Below are 18,410 nucleotides of genomic sequence, written 5' to 3'. Positions count from 1 at the left end.
GGGTCGGATGAGGGGCCACACGCAGGGACTCTGGAAACCTCAAACTGGCCCCGAAAACGTATCACACGCCGTCAGCTGTCCGCTGTCGAAACCGCGCTTGAACCATCTGACGCGCTGCGCCGAGGTGCCGTGGTTGAAACTCTCGGGCACGACGTAACCTTGCGAGCGCTTCTGCAGCGTATCGTCGCCGATCTGCTGTGCGGCATTCAGCGCCTCCTCGAGATCGCCCGCCTCCAGGATACCCTTCTGCTGGGTATACTTGCCCCAGATGCCGGCGAAGCAATCGGCCTGCAGCTCGACGCGGACCGACATCTTGTTGGCCTCCTCCTCGCTCATGCGCTGACGGGCCTGGTTGAACTTCGGCAGGATGCCGAGCAGGTTCTGCACGTGATGGCCGACCTCATGCGCAACGACATAGGCTTCGGCAAAATCGCCCGATGCGCCGAACCGATCGGACAGCTCCTGGAAGAAGGCCGTATCGAGATAGACCTTATGATCTCCAGGGCAATAGAACGGACCGCTCGCTGCAGAGGCGAAGCCGCAGGCCGACTGCGTCTGGTCGGAGAAGAGTACGAGCCGAGGCTCCTCGTAATCCCGGCCCTGTGCCTGGAAAATGCCGTTCCAGGTATCCTCGGTCTCGGCAAGGACGGTCCGCACGAAAGCAGTCATTTCGTCATTGGCGGGGGTGCGGGCGCCGGATTCGCTCTGCTCGTAGCCGGGGCCGCTGGACATGCCCCCGGTGTCCAGCACCTGCATCAGGTCGATGCCCATCGCCTTGAAGATCAGATAGATGACGACGAGGAAGATGATCGTGCCGATGCTCAAGCCACCGCCGGCGCGGCGAACACCGCCGCCTGAGGGAAAGCTGAAACCACCGCCGCGGCCAAAACCGCCGCCGGTGGGCTCGCCGCGACGATCCTCGACATTGTCGGACTGACGCCGGCCTCTCCATTCCATCTTCGTTCTCCCCGCCAATCCAGATGCTTGTCATCAATGAATTTATATAACCGTCAGCAGGAGGAATTCCAGCGGCTTCAACCGCATGCAAAATCGGCGGCTGCACGGCTCCTCGGCTGCAAACTTGACGGACGGGATATTGTTCCCTCAGCCCATCGGCCCCAGCCATGCGTCCCCATCGCGTAAAGAAGATGCGTCAACCGCTTGACGCAACTCCTGCTTTCGCCCTTCCTGTTAGAAGGGGAGAATGCAGGAGGAGATGGCGATGAAGGCGGTGCGTCTGCAAGCGACAGGACAGTTGCAACTTTGCGAAGTCGGAAAGCCGGCACCAGGTCCGGGTGAATTGCTCGTCCGGATCGAGGCCTGCGGCATCTGCGGCACCGACCGCCATATCTTCAACGGCGAATTTCCGTCAAAGCCGCCGGTGACGCTCGGCCATGAATTCGCCGGCATCGTCGAGACCGTCGGACCTGATGTGACCGATTTCCGCCCCGGCATGCGCGTGACCGGCGATCCGAACATTTCCTGCGGCGGCTGCGGGGAATGCCGGCGCGGCCGAGTCAATCTCTGCCGGAACCTGCAGGCGATCGGCATTCACCGCGACGGCGGCTTTGCCGATTATGTCTGCATGCCGCAAAGCCAGGCCTTCGCGCTGCCGACCGATCTTGATCCGCTCCACGGCGCCTTCTGCGAACCGCTCGCCTGCTGCATCCACGGCGTCGATCTCGCCGGGCTGCATACTGGCGCTTCAGTCATCGTACTCGGCGGCGGCGTGATCGGCCTGCTCACGGTTCAACTGGCAAGGCTCGCCGGCGCCACCCGTGTCATTCTGGTGACGCGCAGCGCCAAAAAACGACGCTTGGCCGAAATCCTCGGCGCCACGGCAACGGCCGATCCAGGCGACGGCGATATCGTTGCCCGCATCACCGCCGCAGACGGATTGCTGCCCCGCGGCGCCGACGTTGTCTTCGAATGCGCCGGCGTCGCTGAGACCATGGAACAGGCGCCGCGGCTTGCCCGCCGCGGCGGCACTGCCGTCATTCTCGGCGTGATGCCGCAGGGGGCAAAAATCGAGATCGAGCCCTTTGACCTGCTGTTTCGCGAAGTCAGGCTGATAAGCTCCTTCGTCAACCCCTTCACCCATGGCCGCGCCGCCGATCTGATCGCCTCCGGCAGGATCAAGGTCGAGCCGTTGATCTCCCGCAGGATTGGGCTTGCAGAAGCCCCAGACGCGATCGTCAATCCGGCGCGCAGCGGCGAAATCCGGGCACTCGTCATCCCCGGCCGGGAATAGGCGTCCGCGCCGGTTCGAATTCCTGTCGATTCCGCGATTTATGGGGTTCCGTTTGCAAATACATTTGCCTATAAGCCGCTTCTAGCCTGAAAAGACCCAGCATGCGCAACCGACCCGGTGATCTCCCACCCTGGCCGGTTTTCTGCGCAGCCAGAAAATGGATATCGCCATGCCGAAGCGCCAAGACATCAAATCGATTCTCATCATCGGCGCGGGACCGATCGTCATTGGCCAGGCTTGCGAATTCGACTATTCCGGCACCCAGGCCTGCAAGGCTTTGAGAGAGGAAGGCTACCGCGTCATCCTCGTCAACTCCAACCCGGCGACGATCATGACCGACCCCGGGCTGGCAGACGCAACTTACGTAGAGCCGATCACCCCGGAAGTCGTCGCGAAGATCATCGCCAAGGAGCGCCCGGACGCGCTGCTGCCGACCATGGGCGGCCAGACGGCATTGAATACCGCCCTATCCCTGAAGCGCATGGGCGTGCTCGACCGCTACAATGTCGAGATGATCGGCGCCAAGCCGGCGGCCATCGACATGGCCGAAGACCGCGCGCTGTTCCGCGAGGCGATGGCACGCATCGGCCTTGAAACGCCGCGCTCGATGCTGGCGAACGCCACCGACATCAAGGATCTCGACCGCAAGACGCACGAGGCCGAGCGCACCAAACTGCGCGAAAGCCTCTCCGGTCCCGACCTCGACAAGGCGCTGGACGAGCTGGAAAACCAGTGGAATCTTGGCGAGAGCGACCGCAAGCAGCGCTACCTGAACCATGCCATGGCGATCGCCGCCCAGGCACTCGACCATGTCGGCCTGCCCGCCATCATCCGCCCCTCCTTCACCCTCGGCGGCACCGGCGGCGGCATTGCCTACAACCGCTCGGAATTCTTCGAGATCGTCGGCGGCGGTCTCGATGCTTCGCCGACCACCGAAGTGCTGATCGAAGAATCGGTGCTCGGTTGGAAGGAGTATGAAATGGAAGTGGTCCGCGACAAGGCGGACAACTGCATCATCATCTGCTCGATCGAGAACATCGATCCGATGGGCGTTCATACCGGCGATTCCATCACCGTCGCTCCGGCGCTGACGCTGACCGACAAGGAATACCAGATCATGCGCAACGCCTCGATCGCGGTGCTGCGCGAGATCGGCGTCGAGACCGGCGGCTCGAACGTCCAGTTCGCTGTCAATCCAAAGGACGGCCGCCTCGTCGTCATCGAAATGAACCCGCGCGTCTCGCGCTCCTCGGCACTCGCTTCCAAGGCCACCGGCTTCCCGATCGCCAAGGTCGCCGCGAAGCTCGCCATCGGCTACACGCTCGACGAGTTGGAAAACGACATCACCGGCGGCGCAACGCCGGCTTCCTTCGAGCCGTCGATCGACTATGTCGTCACCAAGATCCCCCGTTTCGCCTTCGAGAAATTCCCCGGCGCCTCGCCGGTCCTGACGACGGCGATGAAATCGGTCGGCGAAGTCATGGCGATCGGCCGTACCTTTGCCGAATCGCTGCAGAAGGCGCTGCGCGGCCTCGAAACCGGCCTGACCGGCCTCGACGAAATCGAGATCCCCGATTTCGAAGAAGGCGAATCCAGCCAGAACGCCATCCGCGCAGCCATCGGCACGCCGACGCCGGACCGCCTGCGCATGGTCGCCCAGGCGCTGCGCCAGGGCCTCAGCATCGAAGAGGTGCATGAAGGCTGCAAGATCGATCCCTGGTTCATTGCCGAACTCAAGAATATCGTCGACATGGAAGCCCGCATCCGCGAGCATGGCCTGCCCGGCGATGCCGCGAACCTGCGCATGCTGAAGGCCATGGGTTTCTCCGACGCGAGGCTGGCGACCCTGACCGGCAAGCGCCCGAAGGAAGTCGCGGAACTCCGCAACAGCCTGAACGTGCGTCCGGTTTTCAAGCGTATCGACACCTGTGCGGCCGAATTCGCTTCGCCTACGGCCTATATGTATTCGACCTACGAGACGCCCTTCGTCGGCGCCGCCCGCTCGGAAGCTCAAGTCTCCGACCGCAAGAAGGTCGTCATCCTCGGCGGCGGCCCGAACCGCATCGGCCAAGGCATCGAGTTCGACTATTGCTGCTGCCATGCCGCCTTCGCGCTGAAGGATGCTGGCTATGAAGCGATCATGATCAACTGCAACCCCGAAACCGTCTCGACCGACTATGACACGTCGGATCGCCTCTACTTCGAGCCGCTGACGGCCGAAGACGTGATCGAGATCCTGCGCGCCGAACAGGAGAAGGGCGAAGTCGTCGGCGTCATCGTCCAGTTCGGCGGCCAGACGCCGCTGAAGCTTGCCGAGGCGCTCGAGAAGAACGGTATTCCGATCCTCGGCACAGCACCTGACGCGATCGACCTTGCCGAAGACCGCGACCGCTTCCAGAAGCTTCTGATGAAACTCGATCTCAACCAGCCGAACAACGGCATCGCCTATTCGGTCGAGCAGGCCCGCCTGGTCGCCGCCGAGATCGGCTTCCCGCTGGTCGTTCGCCCGTCTTACGTGCTCGGCGGCCGCGCCATGCAGATCCTGCATTCGGAAGGCCAGTTGCAGACCTACCTTCTCGATACGGTTCCGGAACTGGTGCCTGAGGATATCAAGCAGCGTTATCCCAACGACAAGACCGGCCAGATCAACACGTTGCTCGGCAAGAATCCGCTGCTCTTCGACAGCTACCTCACTCACGCGATCGAAGTCGACGTCGACTGCCTCTCCGATGGCACCGACGTCTATGTCGCCGGCATCATGGAGCATATCGAGGAAGCCGGCATCCACTCCGGCGATAGCGCTTGTTCGCTGCCGCCGCGTTCGCTGCCGGTCGAACTGCTCGACGAGTTGGAGCGCCAGGCCAAAGCCATGGCCAAGGCGCTCAATGTCGGCGGCCTGATGAACGTCCAGTTCGCCATCAAGGACGGCACTGTCTACGTGCTCGAAGTCAATCCGCGCGCCTCGCGCACCGTGCCCTTTGTCGCCAAAACCATTGGTGCGCCAATCGCCAAGATCGCCGCCCGCGTCATGGCCGGCGAGACGCTCGACGCGACCTTCGCCGCCTATGGGCAGAAGCCCGATCCGCGTAAGCTCACCCACATCGCCGTCAAGGAAGCCGTCTTCCCCTTCGCCCGCTTCCCCGGCGTCGACACGCTGCTCGGCCCGGAAATGCGCTCGACCGGCGAAGTGATCGGCCTCGACACCGATTTTGCCCTGGCCTTCGCCAAGTCGCAGCTCGGCGCCGGCGTCGAGTTGCCGCGTGATGGAACAGTCTTCGTCTCCGTGCGTGATGAGGACAAGGCGCGCGTGCTGCCGGCGATCCGCATCCTCGTCGAAGAAGGCTTCAAGGTGCTGGCAACCGGCGGCACCGCCCGCTTCCTTGGCGAAAACGGCATCACCGCCACCAAGATCAACAAGGTCCTGGAAGGCCGTCCGCACATCGAGGACGCGATCCGCAACCGCCAGGTCCAGCTCGTCATCAACACCACGGACGGCAACAAGGCGATCTCGGATTCCAAGTCACTGCGCCGCGCGACGTTGATGCAGAAGGTGCCCTATTACACGACGATGGCCGGCGCCGAAGCCGCCGCTCAGGCGATCAAGGCGCTGAGGGCGGGCAATCTCGAAGTCCGGCCGCTGCAGAGCTACTTCGCCTGACATGGGAGCAATTCCAGCAGAACTGTGCTGCAGTCTTGCTGGATTGCGTAAAAACAAGGAGATAGCGCCATCGCTTAATGGGCGTTGGCGCTATCTCGCCGGAATCAATTTATCCGGCTAAGACCATAAACCGCTGAATTTCCATCATATCCTCGCGAAACCGCGCCAGTTCCTCTGCCTTCAGCCGCTCGTCAGGAATGCGCAGCAGATAGGATGGATGCACGGTGACGAAGAGCGTACGCCCTCCTTCGATCGCCATCGCCCTTCCCCTGACATCCTGCAGCCGTTCTTTCACATCGGTCAGCGCCGCAAGCGCCGTCGCCCCCATTGCGACGATCAGTTTCGGCTTGATCAGCGCCAGCTCCCGATCGAGCCACCAGCGGCAATGCTTCACCTCGCTGATATTGGGCTTCTGGTGGATGCGCCGCTTGCCACGCGGCTCATACTTGAAATGTTTGACCGCATTGGTGACGTAGAGCCTCGATCGGTCGATGCCGGCCTCTGCTATCACCTGATCGAGAAGCCTGCCGGCAGGTCCGACGAAGGGGCGGCCGGCAATATCCTCCTGGTCGCCCGGCTGCTCGCCGACAAACATCACCTGCGCATCGCGCGGCCCCTCCCCGAACACGGTCTGGGTGGCATTGGCATGCAGCGGACAGCGCGTGCAGATGGCGGCTTCCGCGCGCAGTGCTTCCAGCGTGCCCGCTGGAGCCTCAGGTTCTGCGGGGAGATTGCGTGCCGCCTGCTGCAAGCGGTCGTGGAACGGCAGCGATTGCGTCGCCTCCCGCGCTGCCATCTCCCGCACCTTGCTTTCGGCCGATGCAATCAAGCCAGGAATGAGATCGGCCTCCGGCAGGTTCTTCCAGTACTTCTTCGGCATCTCCGTCTGCATCGCCTTCACCTTCAATCGCGCCGGGTTGAAGATGTTGGCGTAGTAGGTACGCCAGAGCTCGTCGGTGGCATCGCTGAGATTAGGTCTGTCGCATGGCTCGTCGGCAATTGTCAGGCGCTCGCCCTCCCAGGCGGCCGACCCCTTGGGCGTAGCAATCAGCCAGTCCATGTCGTTAAAACGGCGCTGGAAAAACGGAGCCGTGCGCCTGACGATATGATGGTCGGGCTCGAACCAGGCTAGGAATTTCCGACGTGCTGCCGATACCGCACCAACTTCCTTGAAACGGACGAAGGCCGTCATCTTGTGAGCGTCGCGCCGAACGCTCTTCGCCATCAGCTTGGCCCGCACGACATCCTCATCGGACGTCACCTCCAGCAGTTGCCGGTCCATCTGCAGCCGCCAGAGCAGACGGTACAGCAGAGAGAATCGCGCCGGATCGGAATGGCAGAGAACCGTCTCAGCAAGCCCTATGAAGGCGGGCGGCACCGTCATCGGCTTGCGTGTCGTCGCGGGCGCCGGCGGCATGGCGTCCCGCTGAAAGGACAGATCGGCCTCGGCGCTCCTTTCGCGCCAATCGATCTCCTCCGGCAATATGCCGGCGGCCGCCAGGGCGCGTGCCGCGTCACGCCATTCGGCAAGATCTCCGCGTCCTGCGAGAACCACCCGGCGCATCATAGCAACGATAATTGTTCGGGCTGCGGCTCGAACATGGCCCGCAGGTCCGGGCGGTCGATCAGCCGCCTTGGCGACCAGCCTTCCGCGGCGATAAAGGGCTGGACCTTCTTGATCGAAACGCCGAGCCGGGAGAGATCATCGAGCCGCAGGCGACGAAAACGGCGCGCCGAAACGATCGCCTTCACAGTTTTGGTGCCGAGGCCCGGCACACGCAGCAGTCGCTCACGCTCAGACTTGTTGATGTCGACCGGAAACTCGCCCCGGTTGGCAAGGGCCCAGGCAAGCTTTGGATCGAGATTGAGATCAAGCATGCCGTCCGCCTGGCTTGCGGTGATTTCCTCGATGCCGAAACCGTAGAACCGATACAGCCAGTCTGCTTGGTAGAGCCGGTGTTCTCGCATCAGCGGCGGTTTGATCAGCGGCAGGTTTTTCGAAGCGTCGGGGATGGGGCTGAAGGCGGAGTAATAGACGCGCTTCAGGCCATAGCTGCTGTAAAGCCGGCCGCTGCTCGCAAGGATAGTGGCGTCATTGGCCCCGTCCGCGCCCACGATCATCTGCGTGCTCTGGCCGGCCGGGACGAAACGCTGTCGTTTCCTCGTCTTTAATGTCGGCTCACTGGCCGCCTCGATCTTGAGCCGGAGGTCCCCCATCGATCGCCTGATACTGGCAGGCTTCTTCTCCGGTGCGAAACGGGTAATCCCCCTATCGGTCGGCAGCTCGATATTGAGCGACAGCCTGTCGGCATGAAGCCCCGCCTCCTCGATCAGATGCGGCGACGCCTCGGGAATCGCCTTGAGATGGATGTAGCCCCGGAAACTATGCGTCACCCGCAGTTCGCGGACGATGCGGACCATCTCCTCCATCGTATAATCGGAAGAGCGGATGATGCCGGAGGAAAGGAAGAGGCCTTCGATATAGTTGCGGCGGTAGAATTCCAGCGTCAGCCAGACGACTTCCTCCGCCGTGAAGCGTGCCCGCTCGACATTGCTGGAGGAGCGATTGACGCAATAGGCGCAGTCATAGATGCAGAAATTGGTCAGCAGGATCTTCAGAAGGGAAATGCACCGCCCATCCGGAGCATAGGCATGGCAGATGCCGGATCCCTCGGTCGAACCCAGTCCGCCGCTTCTGCTCGAATCGCGTTTCACCGTGCCGCTAGAAGCACAGGAAGCATCGTATTTCGCAGCGTCTGAAAGGATGGCCAAGCGTTCGGTTAGCGACTTCTTCATTAGTATGTTCACTATATGTTCTCGGCCGCAAAGTCAATCCCGACGTCCCCGCTTCTGCCCCGTTTTGGCGCACATTACCTGACGTACCAGCGGGTTGCGTTTCATTTATGCGAATTTTCTGGAAATCAGCCGTGGCGATCTGCTATAAGCATGCAACTATGATTGTGGCACGGTTCCGAAGCTCCCCTTCGGGACCTGTTTTCTTTTGTGTGTGCCTGACTGTGCTGACGCAAGACGGGCGGCCGCAAGGAGTGAAGGACAGAAAAATGGTTGATAAGGTACCGATGACACAGGGTGGTTTCGTCAAGCTGCAGGAAGAACTGCGCTGGCGTCAGCAGGAAGAGCGTCCCCGAATCATCGAGGCGATCGCCGAAGCCCGTGCCCATGGCGACCTTTCCGAAAATGCCGAATACCACGCCGCCAAGGAAGCCCAGAGCCACAACGAGGGCCGCATCACCGAGCTGGAAGACCTGACGGCGCGCGCCGAGGTTATCGATCTCACCAAGATGTCGGGCGACAAGATCAAGTTCGGCGCCAGGGTGAAGCTCGTCGACGAGGACACCGAGGAAGAAAAGACCTACCAGATCGTCGGCGACCAGGAAGCCGACGTCAAGGCCGGCCGCATCTCCATCTCCTCCCCGATCGCCCGTGCGCTGATCGGCAAGGAAGTCGGCGATTCCATCGAGGTCAACGCGCCCGGTGGCTCCAAGGCCTACGAAATCCTCCAGGTTTCCTGGGGCTGATCGCCCGCCAGACATGAGATCCATCCTTGCCGGACATTCGTGACGTCGAGATCATCGCGCCCAATTTCAAGCGCCGGCTCTCCGGCGTCACCTCGACCATCGTCCAGCTCATCCCATGTCAGATTCGGCTTGGCATGCGCATAGCAACGCTCGGGCCGGGCCTGCCGGAGGGCCTGCCAAAACTGAGTTGGGCGCAGCTTTTCGGGCTCTGGCGCCCGCCGGCCCGGCGCCGTCACCGCGTCTGGCACGCCCGCCGCAACAATGAGATGGCCGTCGGCATCCTGCTTCGTCATGTCCTGCGCATGCCGCTGAAGCTGCTCTTCACCTCGGCCGCGCAACGCCGTCACACCGCCTATACGAAATGGCTGATCCGCCGCATGGATGCGGTAATCGCGACCAGCGACCGTTCCGGCTCCTTTCTCGAGGTGCCTCACACGGTCATCCAGCACGGCGTCGACCTTTCCTTGTTCCACCCGCCGGAAACGGCCGACGATGGCATTGGCGCCACCGGGCTGCGCGGACGCTATCTCGTCGGCTGCTTCGGCCGCGTGCGTCATCAGAAAGGCACCGATCTCTTCGTCCAAGCGATGATCGACCTCTTGCCGCAGCACCCCGAATGGACGGCCGTCGTCTCCGGCCGCGTGACGGCGGAGCACACCGCCTTCGGCGAAAAGCTCAAGGCCGATGTCGCCGCCGCGGGCCTCGCCGACCGTATCCTTTTCCTCGGTGAAGTGCCCGATATCAAAATCTGGTATCGCCGTTTGACGCTTTACGTAGCCCCTTCCCGCAATGAGGGCTTCGGTCTGACGCCGCTCGAAGCCATGGCGTCGCGGACCGCGGTGGTGGCATCGGACGCCGGCGCCTATGCCGAACTCATCGCCGAAGGCGAGACCGGCTCGGTGGTGGCCGCCGGCGATGGTGAGGCGCTGACGCGGGCCATCGCCCCTTACATCGCAAATCCAACTCTCGCGATTGCCCATGGCGAGAATGCGTTGCGCCACGTCAGGTCGAATTTCGCTCTGGAGAAGGAAGCAAACGCGATCGGCGCCGTCTACGATCGCCTACTCGGCGATAATCGCGGCTGAGCGGAACGGAACCGGGCTCGTTGGATAACGGACCTGGGGCCGCTGAAGAAAGTCCGCCGACCCTCCTTCATCATGCTCGGGCTTGTCCCCCGGTTGTCCGGAGCATCTGCCTCGGGTCGGTAGCAGATCCTGGGCACAAGGCTGCATAATGGCCGGGAATGACGACGAGAGAATGAAATTCTCGATACGCGAACGGCCCCTTGTGGAACGGGCCGCTGCAAGGATTACCGACGATCGGCTGGTCTATTCGGCGGGCTGAAGTCCGCCGGCCGGGACGCCCTCTTCCGTCTGGCCGCCGAGAGCTGCTGCGAGCTGCGCGGTATCCAGTTCCTTTTCCCAGCGTGCCACGACGATCGTCGCGACCGCATTGCCGACGAGGTTGGTCAGCGCCCGGCATTCCGACATGAAGCGGTCGATGCCGAGGATAAGCGCCATGCCGGCGACTGGCACGGAGGGCACGACGGAGAGCGTCGCGGCAAGCGTGATGAAGCCGGCGCCGGTGATTCCAGCAGCCCCCTTCGAGCTCAGCATCGCCACGAGCAGCAGCAGGATCTGATCACCCCAGGAGAGCTGGATGCCGGTTGCCTGGGCAATGAAAAGGGCGGCCAGCGTCATGTAGATATTGGTGCCGTCGAGATTGAAGGAATAGCCTGTCGGGATGACGAGGCCGACGACCGAGCGCTTGCAGCCGGCCTTTTCCATCTTGTTCATCAGCCCTGGCAGTGCGGCCTCGGACGACGAGGTGCCGAGAACCAGCAGCAGCTCTTCCTTGATGTAGCGCAGCAGCGCCAGGATCGAGAAGCCGTTATAGCGGGCGACGGCGCCGAGCACGACCAGAACGAAGAGCAGCGAGGTAATGTAGAAGGTGCCGATCAGCATGGCGAGGTTGGCAATCGATCCGATGCCGTACTTGCCGATGGTGAATGCCATGGCGCCGAAGGCGCCGATCGGGGCAGCCTTCATCAGGATGGCGACAAGTTTGAAGACAGGAGCCGTCAGCGCATTGAGGAAGGTCACGACCTGCTCACCCTTTTCGCCGACCATGGTGAGCGCAATGCCGAACAGCACCGAGAAGAACAATACCTGCAGAATATCGCCATCGGCAAAGGCGCCGACAATCGTCGTGGGGATGATGTTCGTGAGGAAGCCGACGATGCTCTGCTCATGCGCCTTCTCGGCAAAGGTGGCGACGGCCTTCGGGTCGAGCGAAGCCGGATCGATATTCATGCCGGCGCCGGGCTGAATGACATTGGCGACGACCATGCCGATGACGAGCGCCAAGGTCGAGAAGGTCAGGAAGTAGAGCATTGCCTTGCCGGCGACGCGGCCGACCTTCTTCAAGTCGCTCATGCCGGCAATACCGGTCGCAACCGTCAGGAAGATGACCGGCGCGATGATCATCTTGACGAGTTTGATGAAGGCATCGCCGAGCGGCTTCAGCTGCGTGCCGAGTTCGGGGTAGAAATGGCCGAGCAGGATACCCGCGGCGATGGCGGCGAGAACCTGAACGTAAAGATGGGCATAAAAGGGTTTTCTGCGCTTGCTGTCCGCGACTGCATCGAATGGTGCTGCGATCATGATGTCCTCCTAAAGGCTCGTCCGGAACGAACTCCGGCCTCCCGAGCCGTTCGCTTCACTCCAACAGCTCAGCCGTTGTTGCCATCTCTTTTCGCAAGCGCCGTGCCAGTTTCGGGTAGCCTTTCTAGAGCGTTGTATTTCCTGGGTAAAAACTTTCCATAGGCCCTTGGGTCTTTCAGGAGATGCGAAAAACCACACAAATCTATTTGCGTCTCGTGCGGAAAGATGCACAAATCCCCCATGTCCTTGTCAGTCTCGCAAAGGCCTTGGCCCTCCTTGCCCTTGCAGCACCGCATCCGCCGGATGTGGTGGGCCTATGCAGTGCTCGCCCTCTCAGCCGTCGTCGCATGCCTCTGGGTCAGCGGCGAGATCGGCCGGCGCCGGGCAGAGGCGGCCCTGGAGGAACAAGCACGCACCGATGCGAGAATGAATGTAGCGCTGCTGCGCACGGTCCTCGAAAAATACCGGGCGCTGCCCTTCGTTCTTTCGCAGGATACCGCGCTCGCCGCCGCCTTGGCGGGGCGCGACGCCGCCACGTTCAATGAGCTCAGCCGGAAGCTGGAGACGCTGGCCGCCGGCACGAAGGCTGCCGTCATCTACGTCATAGACAAGAACGGCATCGCGGTTTCGGCCAGCAATTGGCGCGAACCGACGAGCTTCGTCGGCAATGACTATCGTTTTCGCGAATACTTCCAGGGCGCGGTCACGGAAGGACAGGCCGAGCATTTCGCGCTCGGGACGGTCAGCAAGAAGCCGGGCCTTTATATTTCCCAGCGGATATCAGGCAGCAGCGGTCTTCTGGGCGTCGTCGTCGTCAAGGTGGAATTCGACGATGTCGAGGCGGATTGGAATGCCTCGGGCGCACCGTCCTACGTCATCGACGATCGCGGCATCGTCCTCATAACAAGCGTTCCCTCATGGCGGTTCATGACGATCGGCCGGATCGCCGAGGATCGGCTGACGGCGATCCGCGAGAGCCTGCAATTTGGTGATGCGCCGCTTCAGCCATTGCCGCTCGATATCGTCCGACATCTGGGCGACCGGCTTGACGTCGTCGAGATCGTCATGCCCGGCGGCGCAGGAAAAACCAGCTTCCTTGGGGTCGCTATGCCAGTCCCCGCAACCAGGTGGCATCTGCAGCATCTTGTAGCGCTGGGGCCGTCCGTCGATGCGGCGGTCCGCGAAACGCGCATGCTGGCGCTGCTCTTGCTTTTGCCGGTTCTGGCAGGCGCCGCCTTCCTCCTGCGCCGCCGCCAGACGATCACGCTCAGGATCTTCAGCGAACAGCAGGCGCGCGGAGAACTGGAACGGCGCGTAGCCGAGCGGACGCTCGATCTCAGCCAGGCGCGGGATCGCCTGCAGGCCGAGATCACCGGTCACCGCAGCACGGAGCAGAAGCTCCAGGCGGTACAGCAGGATCTGGTGCAGGCCAACCGGCTGGCAATCCTGGGTCAGGTGGCCGCCGGCGTCGCCCACGAGATCAACCAGCCGGTGGCGACCATCCGCGCCTATGCCGATAATGCCCGCACCTTCCTCGAGCGCGGCCAAACCGCGCCTGCCTGCGAAAATCTTCAGAACATCGCAGCGCTGACAGAGCGCATCGGCACGATCACCGAGGAGCTGAAGACCTTCGCCCGCAAGGGCCGCAGCAGTGCCGAGCCGACTGGCGTGAGGGAAGTCATCGAGGGTGCGGTGATGCTGTTGCGCAGCCGCTTTGCCGGCCGCATGGATACGCTTGACATCGAGCTGCCGCCGGCCGCGCTGCAGGTCATGGGAAATCGGATCCGCCTCGAGCAGGTGCTCATCAATTTGCTTCAGAACGCCCTGGAGGCAGTGGCGCCGAAGGCTGAGGCGGGGCGCGTCGAGGTCAGAACATCAACCGATGCGGACATGGTGACCCTGACGGTCGTCGACAACGGCCCCGGCATTTCGCCTGAAATACGCAAGGGCCTGTTCACGCCGTTCAACACATCGAAGGAGAGTGGTCTCGGCCTCGGGCTCGTCATCTCCAAGGATATTGTCGGCGATTACGGCGGCCGGATGGAGGTTGAGAGCAACGGCGAAGGAAGCCGGTTCATCGTTCATCTGAGGAAGGCTTAGGTCATGGACACACGGAGCCCGGTTGCGCTGATCGACGACGACAGGGACCTGCGCCGCGCCACAGCCCAGACGCTGGAGCTCGCCGGCTTCTCCGTTTTCGCCTATGATGGCGCCAAGGCGGCGCTGGCGGACCTGCCGGCGGATTTCGCCGGCCCCGTCGTCACCGATATTCGCATGCCCGAGATCGACGGGCTGCAACTCTTCGCCATGCTGCAAGGCATGGATGCCGACCTGCCGGTGATATTGATGACCGGCCACGGCGATATTCCGATGGCCGTACAGGCCATTCAGGATGGCGCCTATGATTTCATCGCCAAGCCCTTCCCTGCCGACAGGCTCGTCCAGAGCGTGCGCCGCGCCAGCGAAAAACGTCGGCTCGTTCTGGAAAACCGCGTGCTGCGCAAAGCAGCCGAAGATGCGCAGGAGACTTTGCCGCTGATCGGCCAGACGCCCGTCATGGAGAATCTCAGAAAGATTCTTCGCCACATCGCCGATACCGACGTCGACGTGCTCGTTGCCGGCGAGACCGGCAGCGGCAAGGAAGTGGTCGCGCAGATCCTGCACCAGTGGAGCCACCGCCGGAAAGGCAATTTCGTGGCGCTGAACTGTGGGGCGCTACCCGAAACCGTCATCGAAAGCGAGCTGTTCGGCCACGAGGCCGGCGCCTTTACCGGCGCGCAGAAGCGCCGCACCGGCCGCATCGAACATGCAAGCGGCGGCACGCTTTTCCTCGACGAGATCGAGAGCATGCCTCTGGCCACGCAGGTCAAGATGCTGAGAGTGCTGGAGATGCGCGAAATCACCCCGCTCGGCACCAACGAGGTGCGCCCGGTGGATCTGCGCGTCGTCGCAGCCGCCAAGATCGACCTCGGCGATCCCGAGGTGCGCGGCGATTTTCGCGAGGATCTCTATTACCGGCTGAATGTCGTGACGATTTCAATTCCGCCGCTGAGGGAGCGCCGCGACGATATTCCGCTGCTGTTTTCCCATTTCGCCGCCCGCGCGGCCGAGCGCTTCCGCCGCGATGTCCCGCAGGTTTCCGAGAATGTTCGGCGGCATCTTGTCACCCACGCATGGCCGGGGAACGTCCGCGAGCTCTCCCACTATGCCGAACGGGTGGTGCTGGGCGTTGAGGGCGGCGGAGCGACGCTCGTTCCCCCGCAGCCGACCGGCGGCACATTGCCCGAACGGCTGGAACGCTACGAGGCGGAGATCATCCGCGACGCGCTTTCGGCGAATGACGGCGACGTGCGCCGCACCATCGAAGCGCTCGGCATTCCGAGAAAAACCTTTTACGACAAGCTGCAGCGCCACGGCATCAACCGGGGCGGCTATGCCTCGCGCAAATAGACTGTGTCAGACTTCGACCAGTCCCAGCTTCTTCACCTGCCGGATCGTCAGCATGGTGCGTACGGTGTCGACATGTTCGTTCGCCGTCAGAATCTCGATGACGAAATCCTGGAAACGGGTGAGATTTTCCGCCACGCAATGCAGCAGAAAATCGCTGTCGCCCGAGACCATCCAGGCCTGGCGCACCAGCGGCCATTCGGTGGTGGCGGCGGCAAACGCCTTGAGGTTGCCTTCCGACTGGTGTTTGAGGCCGACCATACAGAAAGCCACCAGATCGAAGCCGAGCTTCGGGCTGTTCAGCATGGCGTGATAGCCCTCGATGATGCCGGCTTCTTCGAGCTTGCGCACCCGGCGCAGGCAGGGCGGCGCCGATATGCCGACACGGTCGGCGAGTTCGACATTGGTCATGCGGCCGTCGGCCTGCAGCTCCCGCAGGATCTTTATGTCGATGACGTCGAGTTCCGTGCGACCCACATCATGGCCTTTCTTTAATTCTTCGCGGCGAGCTTCTATATAAAGCGGCGGAATACGCAAGAAAGTTTCAAGCCGATGACGGATTCTTGCACAGCAAGGGGATTTGCCTTGTTGGTAATGCAAGGCTGCCCTTGAATAAAAGCATTGGACGTTCATAAATGGCGCATGGACCGCGAAACGGCCGTAATCGCACTTTAGCCGCCGCCCTCCTGCCAGTCGAAAGGAAATGACATGCCCGCCCGCCACACAAAGGTGCTCATCATCGGTTCCGGACCTGCGGGCTATACTGCCGCGGTCTATGCCGCGCGCGCCATGCTGAAGCCGGTTCTGATCGCCGGCCTCGAACAGGGCGGCCAGTTGATGATCACCACCGATGTCGAGAACTATCCCGGCTTTGCCGATCCGATCCAGGGTCCGTGGCTGATGGACCAGATGCTGCAGCAGGCAAAACATGTCGGCGCCGAGATCGTCAACGATCTAGTGACCGAAGTCGACACCAACCAGCGCCCCTTCCTCGCCCGCACCGACAGCGGCCAGGTCTGGACCGCCGATACGCTGATCGTCGCCACCGGCGCCAAGGCCAAGTGGCTCGGCATCGAGAGCGAACAGCATTTCCAGGGCTTCGGCGTTTCGGCCTGCGCCACCTGCGACGGCTTCTTCTATCGCAACAAGGATGTCATCGTGGTCGGCGGCGGCAACAGCGCCGTCGAAGAGGCGCTGTACCTCTCCAACATCGCCAAGTCGGTAACCGTCGTTCACCGCCGCGATTCTTTCCGCGCCGAAAAGATCCTGCAGGAGCGCCTGTTCGCGAAAGAAAACGTCAAGGTGTTGTGGAACACCGAAGTGGCCGAGATCACTGGCACGCCGGCCAAGCCACCGATGCCGCAATCCGTATCCGGTGCTCGCCTGCGCGACGTCAGGACCGGCGCGATCACCGAAATGCCGGTCGACGGCGTCTTCGTCGCCATAGGTCATGCCCCGGCAACCGAGCTGTTCAAGGGCAAGCTGAAGCTCAAGGACAATGGCTATCTCTGGACGGCGCCTGATTCGACCGCGACCAGCCTGGAAGGGGTCTATGCCGCCGGCGACGTGACCGACGATACGTTCCGCCAGGCGATTACCGCCGCCGGCATGGGATGCATGGCAGCACTCGAAGCCGAGCGCTACCTGACGGGCCACATGCCCGTCGCCGTGGCCGCGGAGTAAAACCGGCATGAGGGGTGGGGGAATGCCATTGGATTGGGACAAGCTGCGTATCTTCCACGCAGCTGCCGAGGCGGGTTCGTTCACGCATGCGGCTGATAAACTGCATCTGTCCCAATCCGCCATCAGCCGCCAGGTGAGCGCGCTGGAGCAGGATGTCGGCACCAAGCTGTTTCACCGCCATGCGCGCGGCCTGATCCTGACGGAACAGGGCGAACTGCTCTACCGCACTGCCCATGACGTGCTGCTGAAGCTCGAAACCGTCAAGATGCAGTTGACGGAGACGACCGAGACGCCGTCCGGCAAGCTGCGCGTCACCACGACTGTCGGCCTCGGCCAGGGCTGGCTGACCGACAAGATTCAGGAATTCCTGCAGCTTTATCCCGATATGCAGATCCAGCTCATCCTCGACAATGAGGAAGTGGATGTGAACATGCGCCACGCCGACTGCGCAATCCGCCTTCGTCAACCGCAGCAGTCCGACCTCATCCAGCGCAAGCTCTTCACCGTGCACATGCACGTCTATGCAGCACCTTCCTACATCAACCGCCATGGCGAACCTCAGAAGATCGAGGACCTCGACAATCACCGCATTATCACCTTCGGCGAACCGGCGCCGAGTTACCTGCTCGATGTCAACTGGCTCGAAGTGGCTGGCCGTTCGTCCGACAACAAGCGGATCCCGCATCTCCAAATCAACAGCCAGACTTCGATCAAGCGCGCTTGCCTGCTCGGAATCGGCGTTGCCTGCCTGCCGGACTATATCGTTGGCCGCGATCCTGGCCTTATTCAGCTGCCGATCAATGCCGACGTACCGTCGTTCGACACGTATTTTTGCTATCCTGACGAAATCAAGAATGCCGCCAAGTTGAAGGCTTTCCGCGATTTCATTGTCAGCAAAGCCAGAAACTGGAATTTTTAAGCCAGATTTATGGAATGATTTCCATACTATGCGGTGAGCGCATGACTGGCATGCACAAATGAGGGTTGCCGTTTGCCCATTAAACCACCATATCGCACATAGCTGATGCACATGGTGGCTTTTCCTCCCAGTTCCACCGCATTAGCTGTTCCCCTCTGGAGGTTTTTGAACCTTCACACTTATAAGGGCCCTGGTTTTCCAGCGGCCCTCTTTTTTTGCCTTGCCGCCTCGATAAATGCCGCGCCGCAAA

The 18,410-nt window shown here is 62.0% G+C and carries 13 protein-coding genes; 8 read left to right on the top strand and 5 right to left on the bottom strand.

From position 1 onward, the window contains the following. Positions 1-39 precede the first annotated feature (39 nt). Positions 40-957 (bottom strand): KPN_02809 family neutral zinc metallopeptidase, encoded by a 918-nt coding sequence (gene ypfJ / locus PH551_RS00740; RefSeq protein ID WP_285191482.1) that lies wholly within the window; start codon positions 955-957, stop codon positions 40-42. A 265-nt stretch (positions 958-1,222) separates the two neighbouring features. On the opposite strand from ypfJ, the gene PH551_RS00735 reads away from it, so the two are divergent. Both PH551_RS00735 and carB read left to right on the top strand, forming a co-directional pair. Beyond that, the gene (locus PH551_RS00735) at positions 1,223-2,251 is read left to right on the top strand and encodes a zinc-dependent alcohol dehydrogenase family protein (RefSeq protein WP_285191699.1); all 1,029 of its coding nucleotides are present in this window, start codon (positions 1,223-1,225) and stop codon (positions 2,249-2,251) included. 169 nt (positions 2,252-2,420) lie between these two features. Then, entirely contained in the window at positions 2,421-5,909 is a 3,489-nt protein-coding gene (gene carB / locus PH551_RS00730) for a carbamoyl-phosphate synthase large subunit (RefSeq protein ID WP_285191481.1), read from the top strand. A gap of 109 nt (positions 5,910-6,018) precedes the next feature. Here carB and PH551_RS00725 read toward each other — a convergent pair whose 3' ends face one another. Together PH551_RS00725 and PH551_RS00720 are read right to left on the bottom strand one after the other, a co-directional pair. Next, positions 6,019-7,473, bottom strand: coding sequence for a UdgX family uracil-DNA binding protein (locus PH551_RS00725; protein ID WP_285191480.1), 1,455 nt, complete (start codon positions 7,471-7,473; stop codon positions 6,019-6,021). Next, positions 7,473-8,705 (bottom strand): putative DNA modification/repair radical SAM protein, encoded by a 1,233-nt coding sequence (locus PH551_RS00720; RefSeq protein WP_285191479.1) that lies wholly within the window; start codon positions 8,703-8,705, stop codon positions 7,473-7,475. The genes PH551_RS00725 and PH551_RS00720 overlap by 1 nt, the downstream gene beginning before the upstream one ends. A 266-nt stretch (positions 8,706-8,971) precedes the next feature. Between PH551_RS00720 and greA the strand changes: the two genes are divergently transcribed. Both greA and PH551_RS00710 read left to right on the top strand, forming a co-directional pair. Next, complete coding sequence (gene greA, locus PH551_RS00715) at positions 8,972-9,448, top strand: transcription elongation factor GreA (protein ID WP_085778873.1); 477 nt, start codon at positions 8,972-8,974, stop codon at positions 9,446-9,448. 26 nt (positions 9,449-9,474) lie between these two features. Further along, positions 9,475-10,533: a glycosyltransferase family 4 protein gene (locus tag PH551_RS00710; protein ID WP_285191478.1), complete on the top strand. Its 1,059-nt coding sequence runs from the start codon at positions 9,475-9,477 to the stop codon at positions 10,531-10,533. Between the two features lie 243 nt (positions 10,534-10,776). On the opposite strand, the gene PH551_RS00705 is transcribed toward PH551_RS00710, so the two are convergent. Beyond that, entirely contained in the window at positions 10,777-12,111 is a 1,335-nt protein-coding gene (locus tag PH551_RS00705) for a dicarboxylate/amino acid:cation symporter (protein WP_285191477.1), read from the bottom strand. Positions 12,112-12,336: 225 nt separating this feature from the next. Between PH551_RS00705 and PH551_RS00700 the strand changes: the two genes are divergently transcribed. Both PH551_RS00700 and PH551_RS00695 read left to right on the top strand, forming a co-directional pair. Continuing rightward, a complete protein-coding gene (locus PH551_RS00700) occupies positions 12,337-14,211 on the top strand; it encodes a sensor histidine kinase (protein ID WP_285191476.1) in 1,875 nt (624 codons plus the stop codon). A 3-nt stretch (positions 14,212-14,214) separates the two neighbouring features. Next, positions 14,215-15,561, top strand: coding sequence for a sigma-54-dependent transcriptional regulator (locus PH551_RS00695; protein WP_285191475.1), 1,347 nt, complete (start codon positions 14,215-14,217; stop codon positions 15,559-15,561). Between the two features lie 6 nt (positions 15,562-15,567). Here the strand turns inward: PH551_RS00695 and PH551_RS00690 are convergent, their stop codons facing one another. Further along, positions 15,568-16,035, bottom strand: coding sequence for an Lrp/AsnC family transcriptional regulator (locus PH551_RS00690; RefSeq protein WP_285191474.1), 468 nt, complete (start codon positions 16,033-16,035; stop codon positions 15,568-15,570). 231 nt (positions 16,036-16,266) lie between these two features. On the opposite strand from PH551_RS00690, the gene trxB reads away from it, so the two are divergent. Continuing rightward, positions 16,267-17,241, top strand: coding sequence for a thioredoxin-disulfide reductase (gene trxB, locus PH551_RS00685; RefSeq protein WP_285191473.1), 975 nt, complete (start codon positions 16,267-16,269; stop codon positions 17,239-17,241). Between the two features lie 22 nt (positions 17,242-17,263). Beyond that, positions 17,264-18,160, top strand: a complete 897-nt coding sequence (locus PH551_RS00680) for a LysR family transcriptional regulator VtlR (protein ID WP_285191472.1) — start codon at positions 17,264-17,266, stop codon at positions 18,158-18,160. Positions 18,161-18,410 lie beyond the last annotated feature (250 nt).

The organism is Rhizobium atlanticum (assembly GCF_030182485.1).
Lineage (GTDB): Bacteria > Pseudomonadota > Alphaproteobacteria > Rhizobiales > Rhizobiaceae > Rhizobium.
The sequence above is the reverse complement of the archived record's forward strand: the minus strand, read 5'-3'. Positions and strand labels throughout refer to the sequence as shown.

Excerpts from the sequence above, each read along its gene's own strand:
- PH551_RS00680 (WP_285191472.1), top strand. The coding sequence starts at position 17,264 with ATGCCATTGGATTGGGACAAGCTGCGTATCTTCCACGCAGCTGCCGAG.
- ypfJ (WP_285191482.1), bottom strand. The coding sequence starts at position 957 with ATGGAATGGAGAGGCCGGCGTCAGTCCGACAATGTCGAGGATCGTCGC.
- PH551_RS00720 (WP_285191479.1), bottom strand. The coding sequence starts at position 8,705 with ATGAAGAAGTCGCTAACCGAACGCTTGGCCATCCTTTCAGACGCTGCG.
- greA (WP_085778873.1), top strand. The coding sequence starts at position 8,972 with ATGGTTGATAAGGTACCGATGACACAGGGTGGTTTCGTCAAGCTGCAG.
- PH551_RS00700 (WP_285191476.1), top strand. The coding sequence starts at position 12,337 with ATGCACAAATCCCCCATGTCCTTGTCAGTCTCGCAAAGGCCTTGGCCC.
- PH551_RS00705 (WP_285191477.1), bottom strand. The coding sequence starts at position 12,111 with ATGATCGCAGCACCATTCGATGCAGTCGCGGACAGCAAGCGCAGAAAA.
- PH551_RS00695 (WP_285191475.1), top strand. The coding sequence starts at position 14,215 with ATGGACACACGGAGCCCGGTTGCGCTGATCGACGACGACAGGGACCTG.
- carB (WP_285191481.1), top strand. The coding sequence starts at position 2,421 with ATGCCGAAGCGCCAAGACATCAAATCGATTCTCATCATCGGCGCGGGA.
- PH551_RS00725 (WP_285191480.1), bottom strand. The coding sequence starts at position 7,473 with ATGCGCCGGGTGGTTCTCGCAGGACGCGGAGATCTTGCCGAATGGCGT.
- PH551_RS00735 (WP_285191699.1), top strand. The coding sequence starts at position 1,223 with ATGAAGGCGGTGCGTCTGCAAGCGACAGGACAGTTGCAACTTTGCGAA.
- trxB (WP_285191473.1), top strand. The coding sequence starts at position 16,267 with ATGCCCGCCCGCCACACAAAGGTGCTCATCATCGGTTCCGGACCTGCG.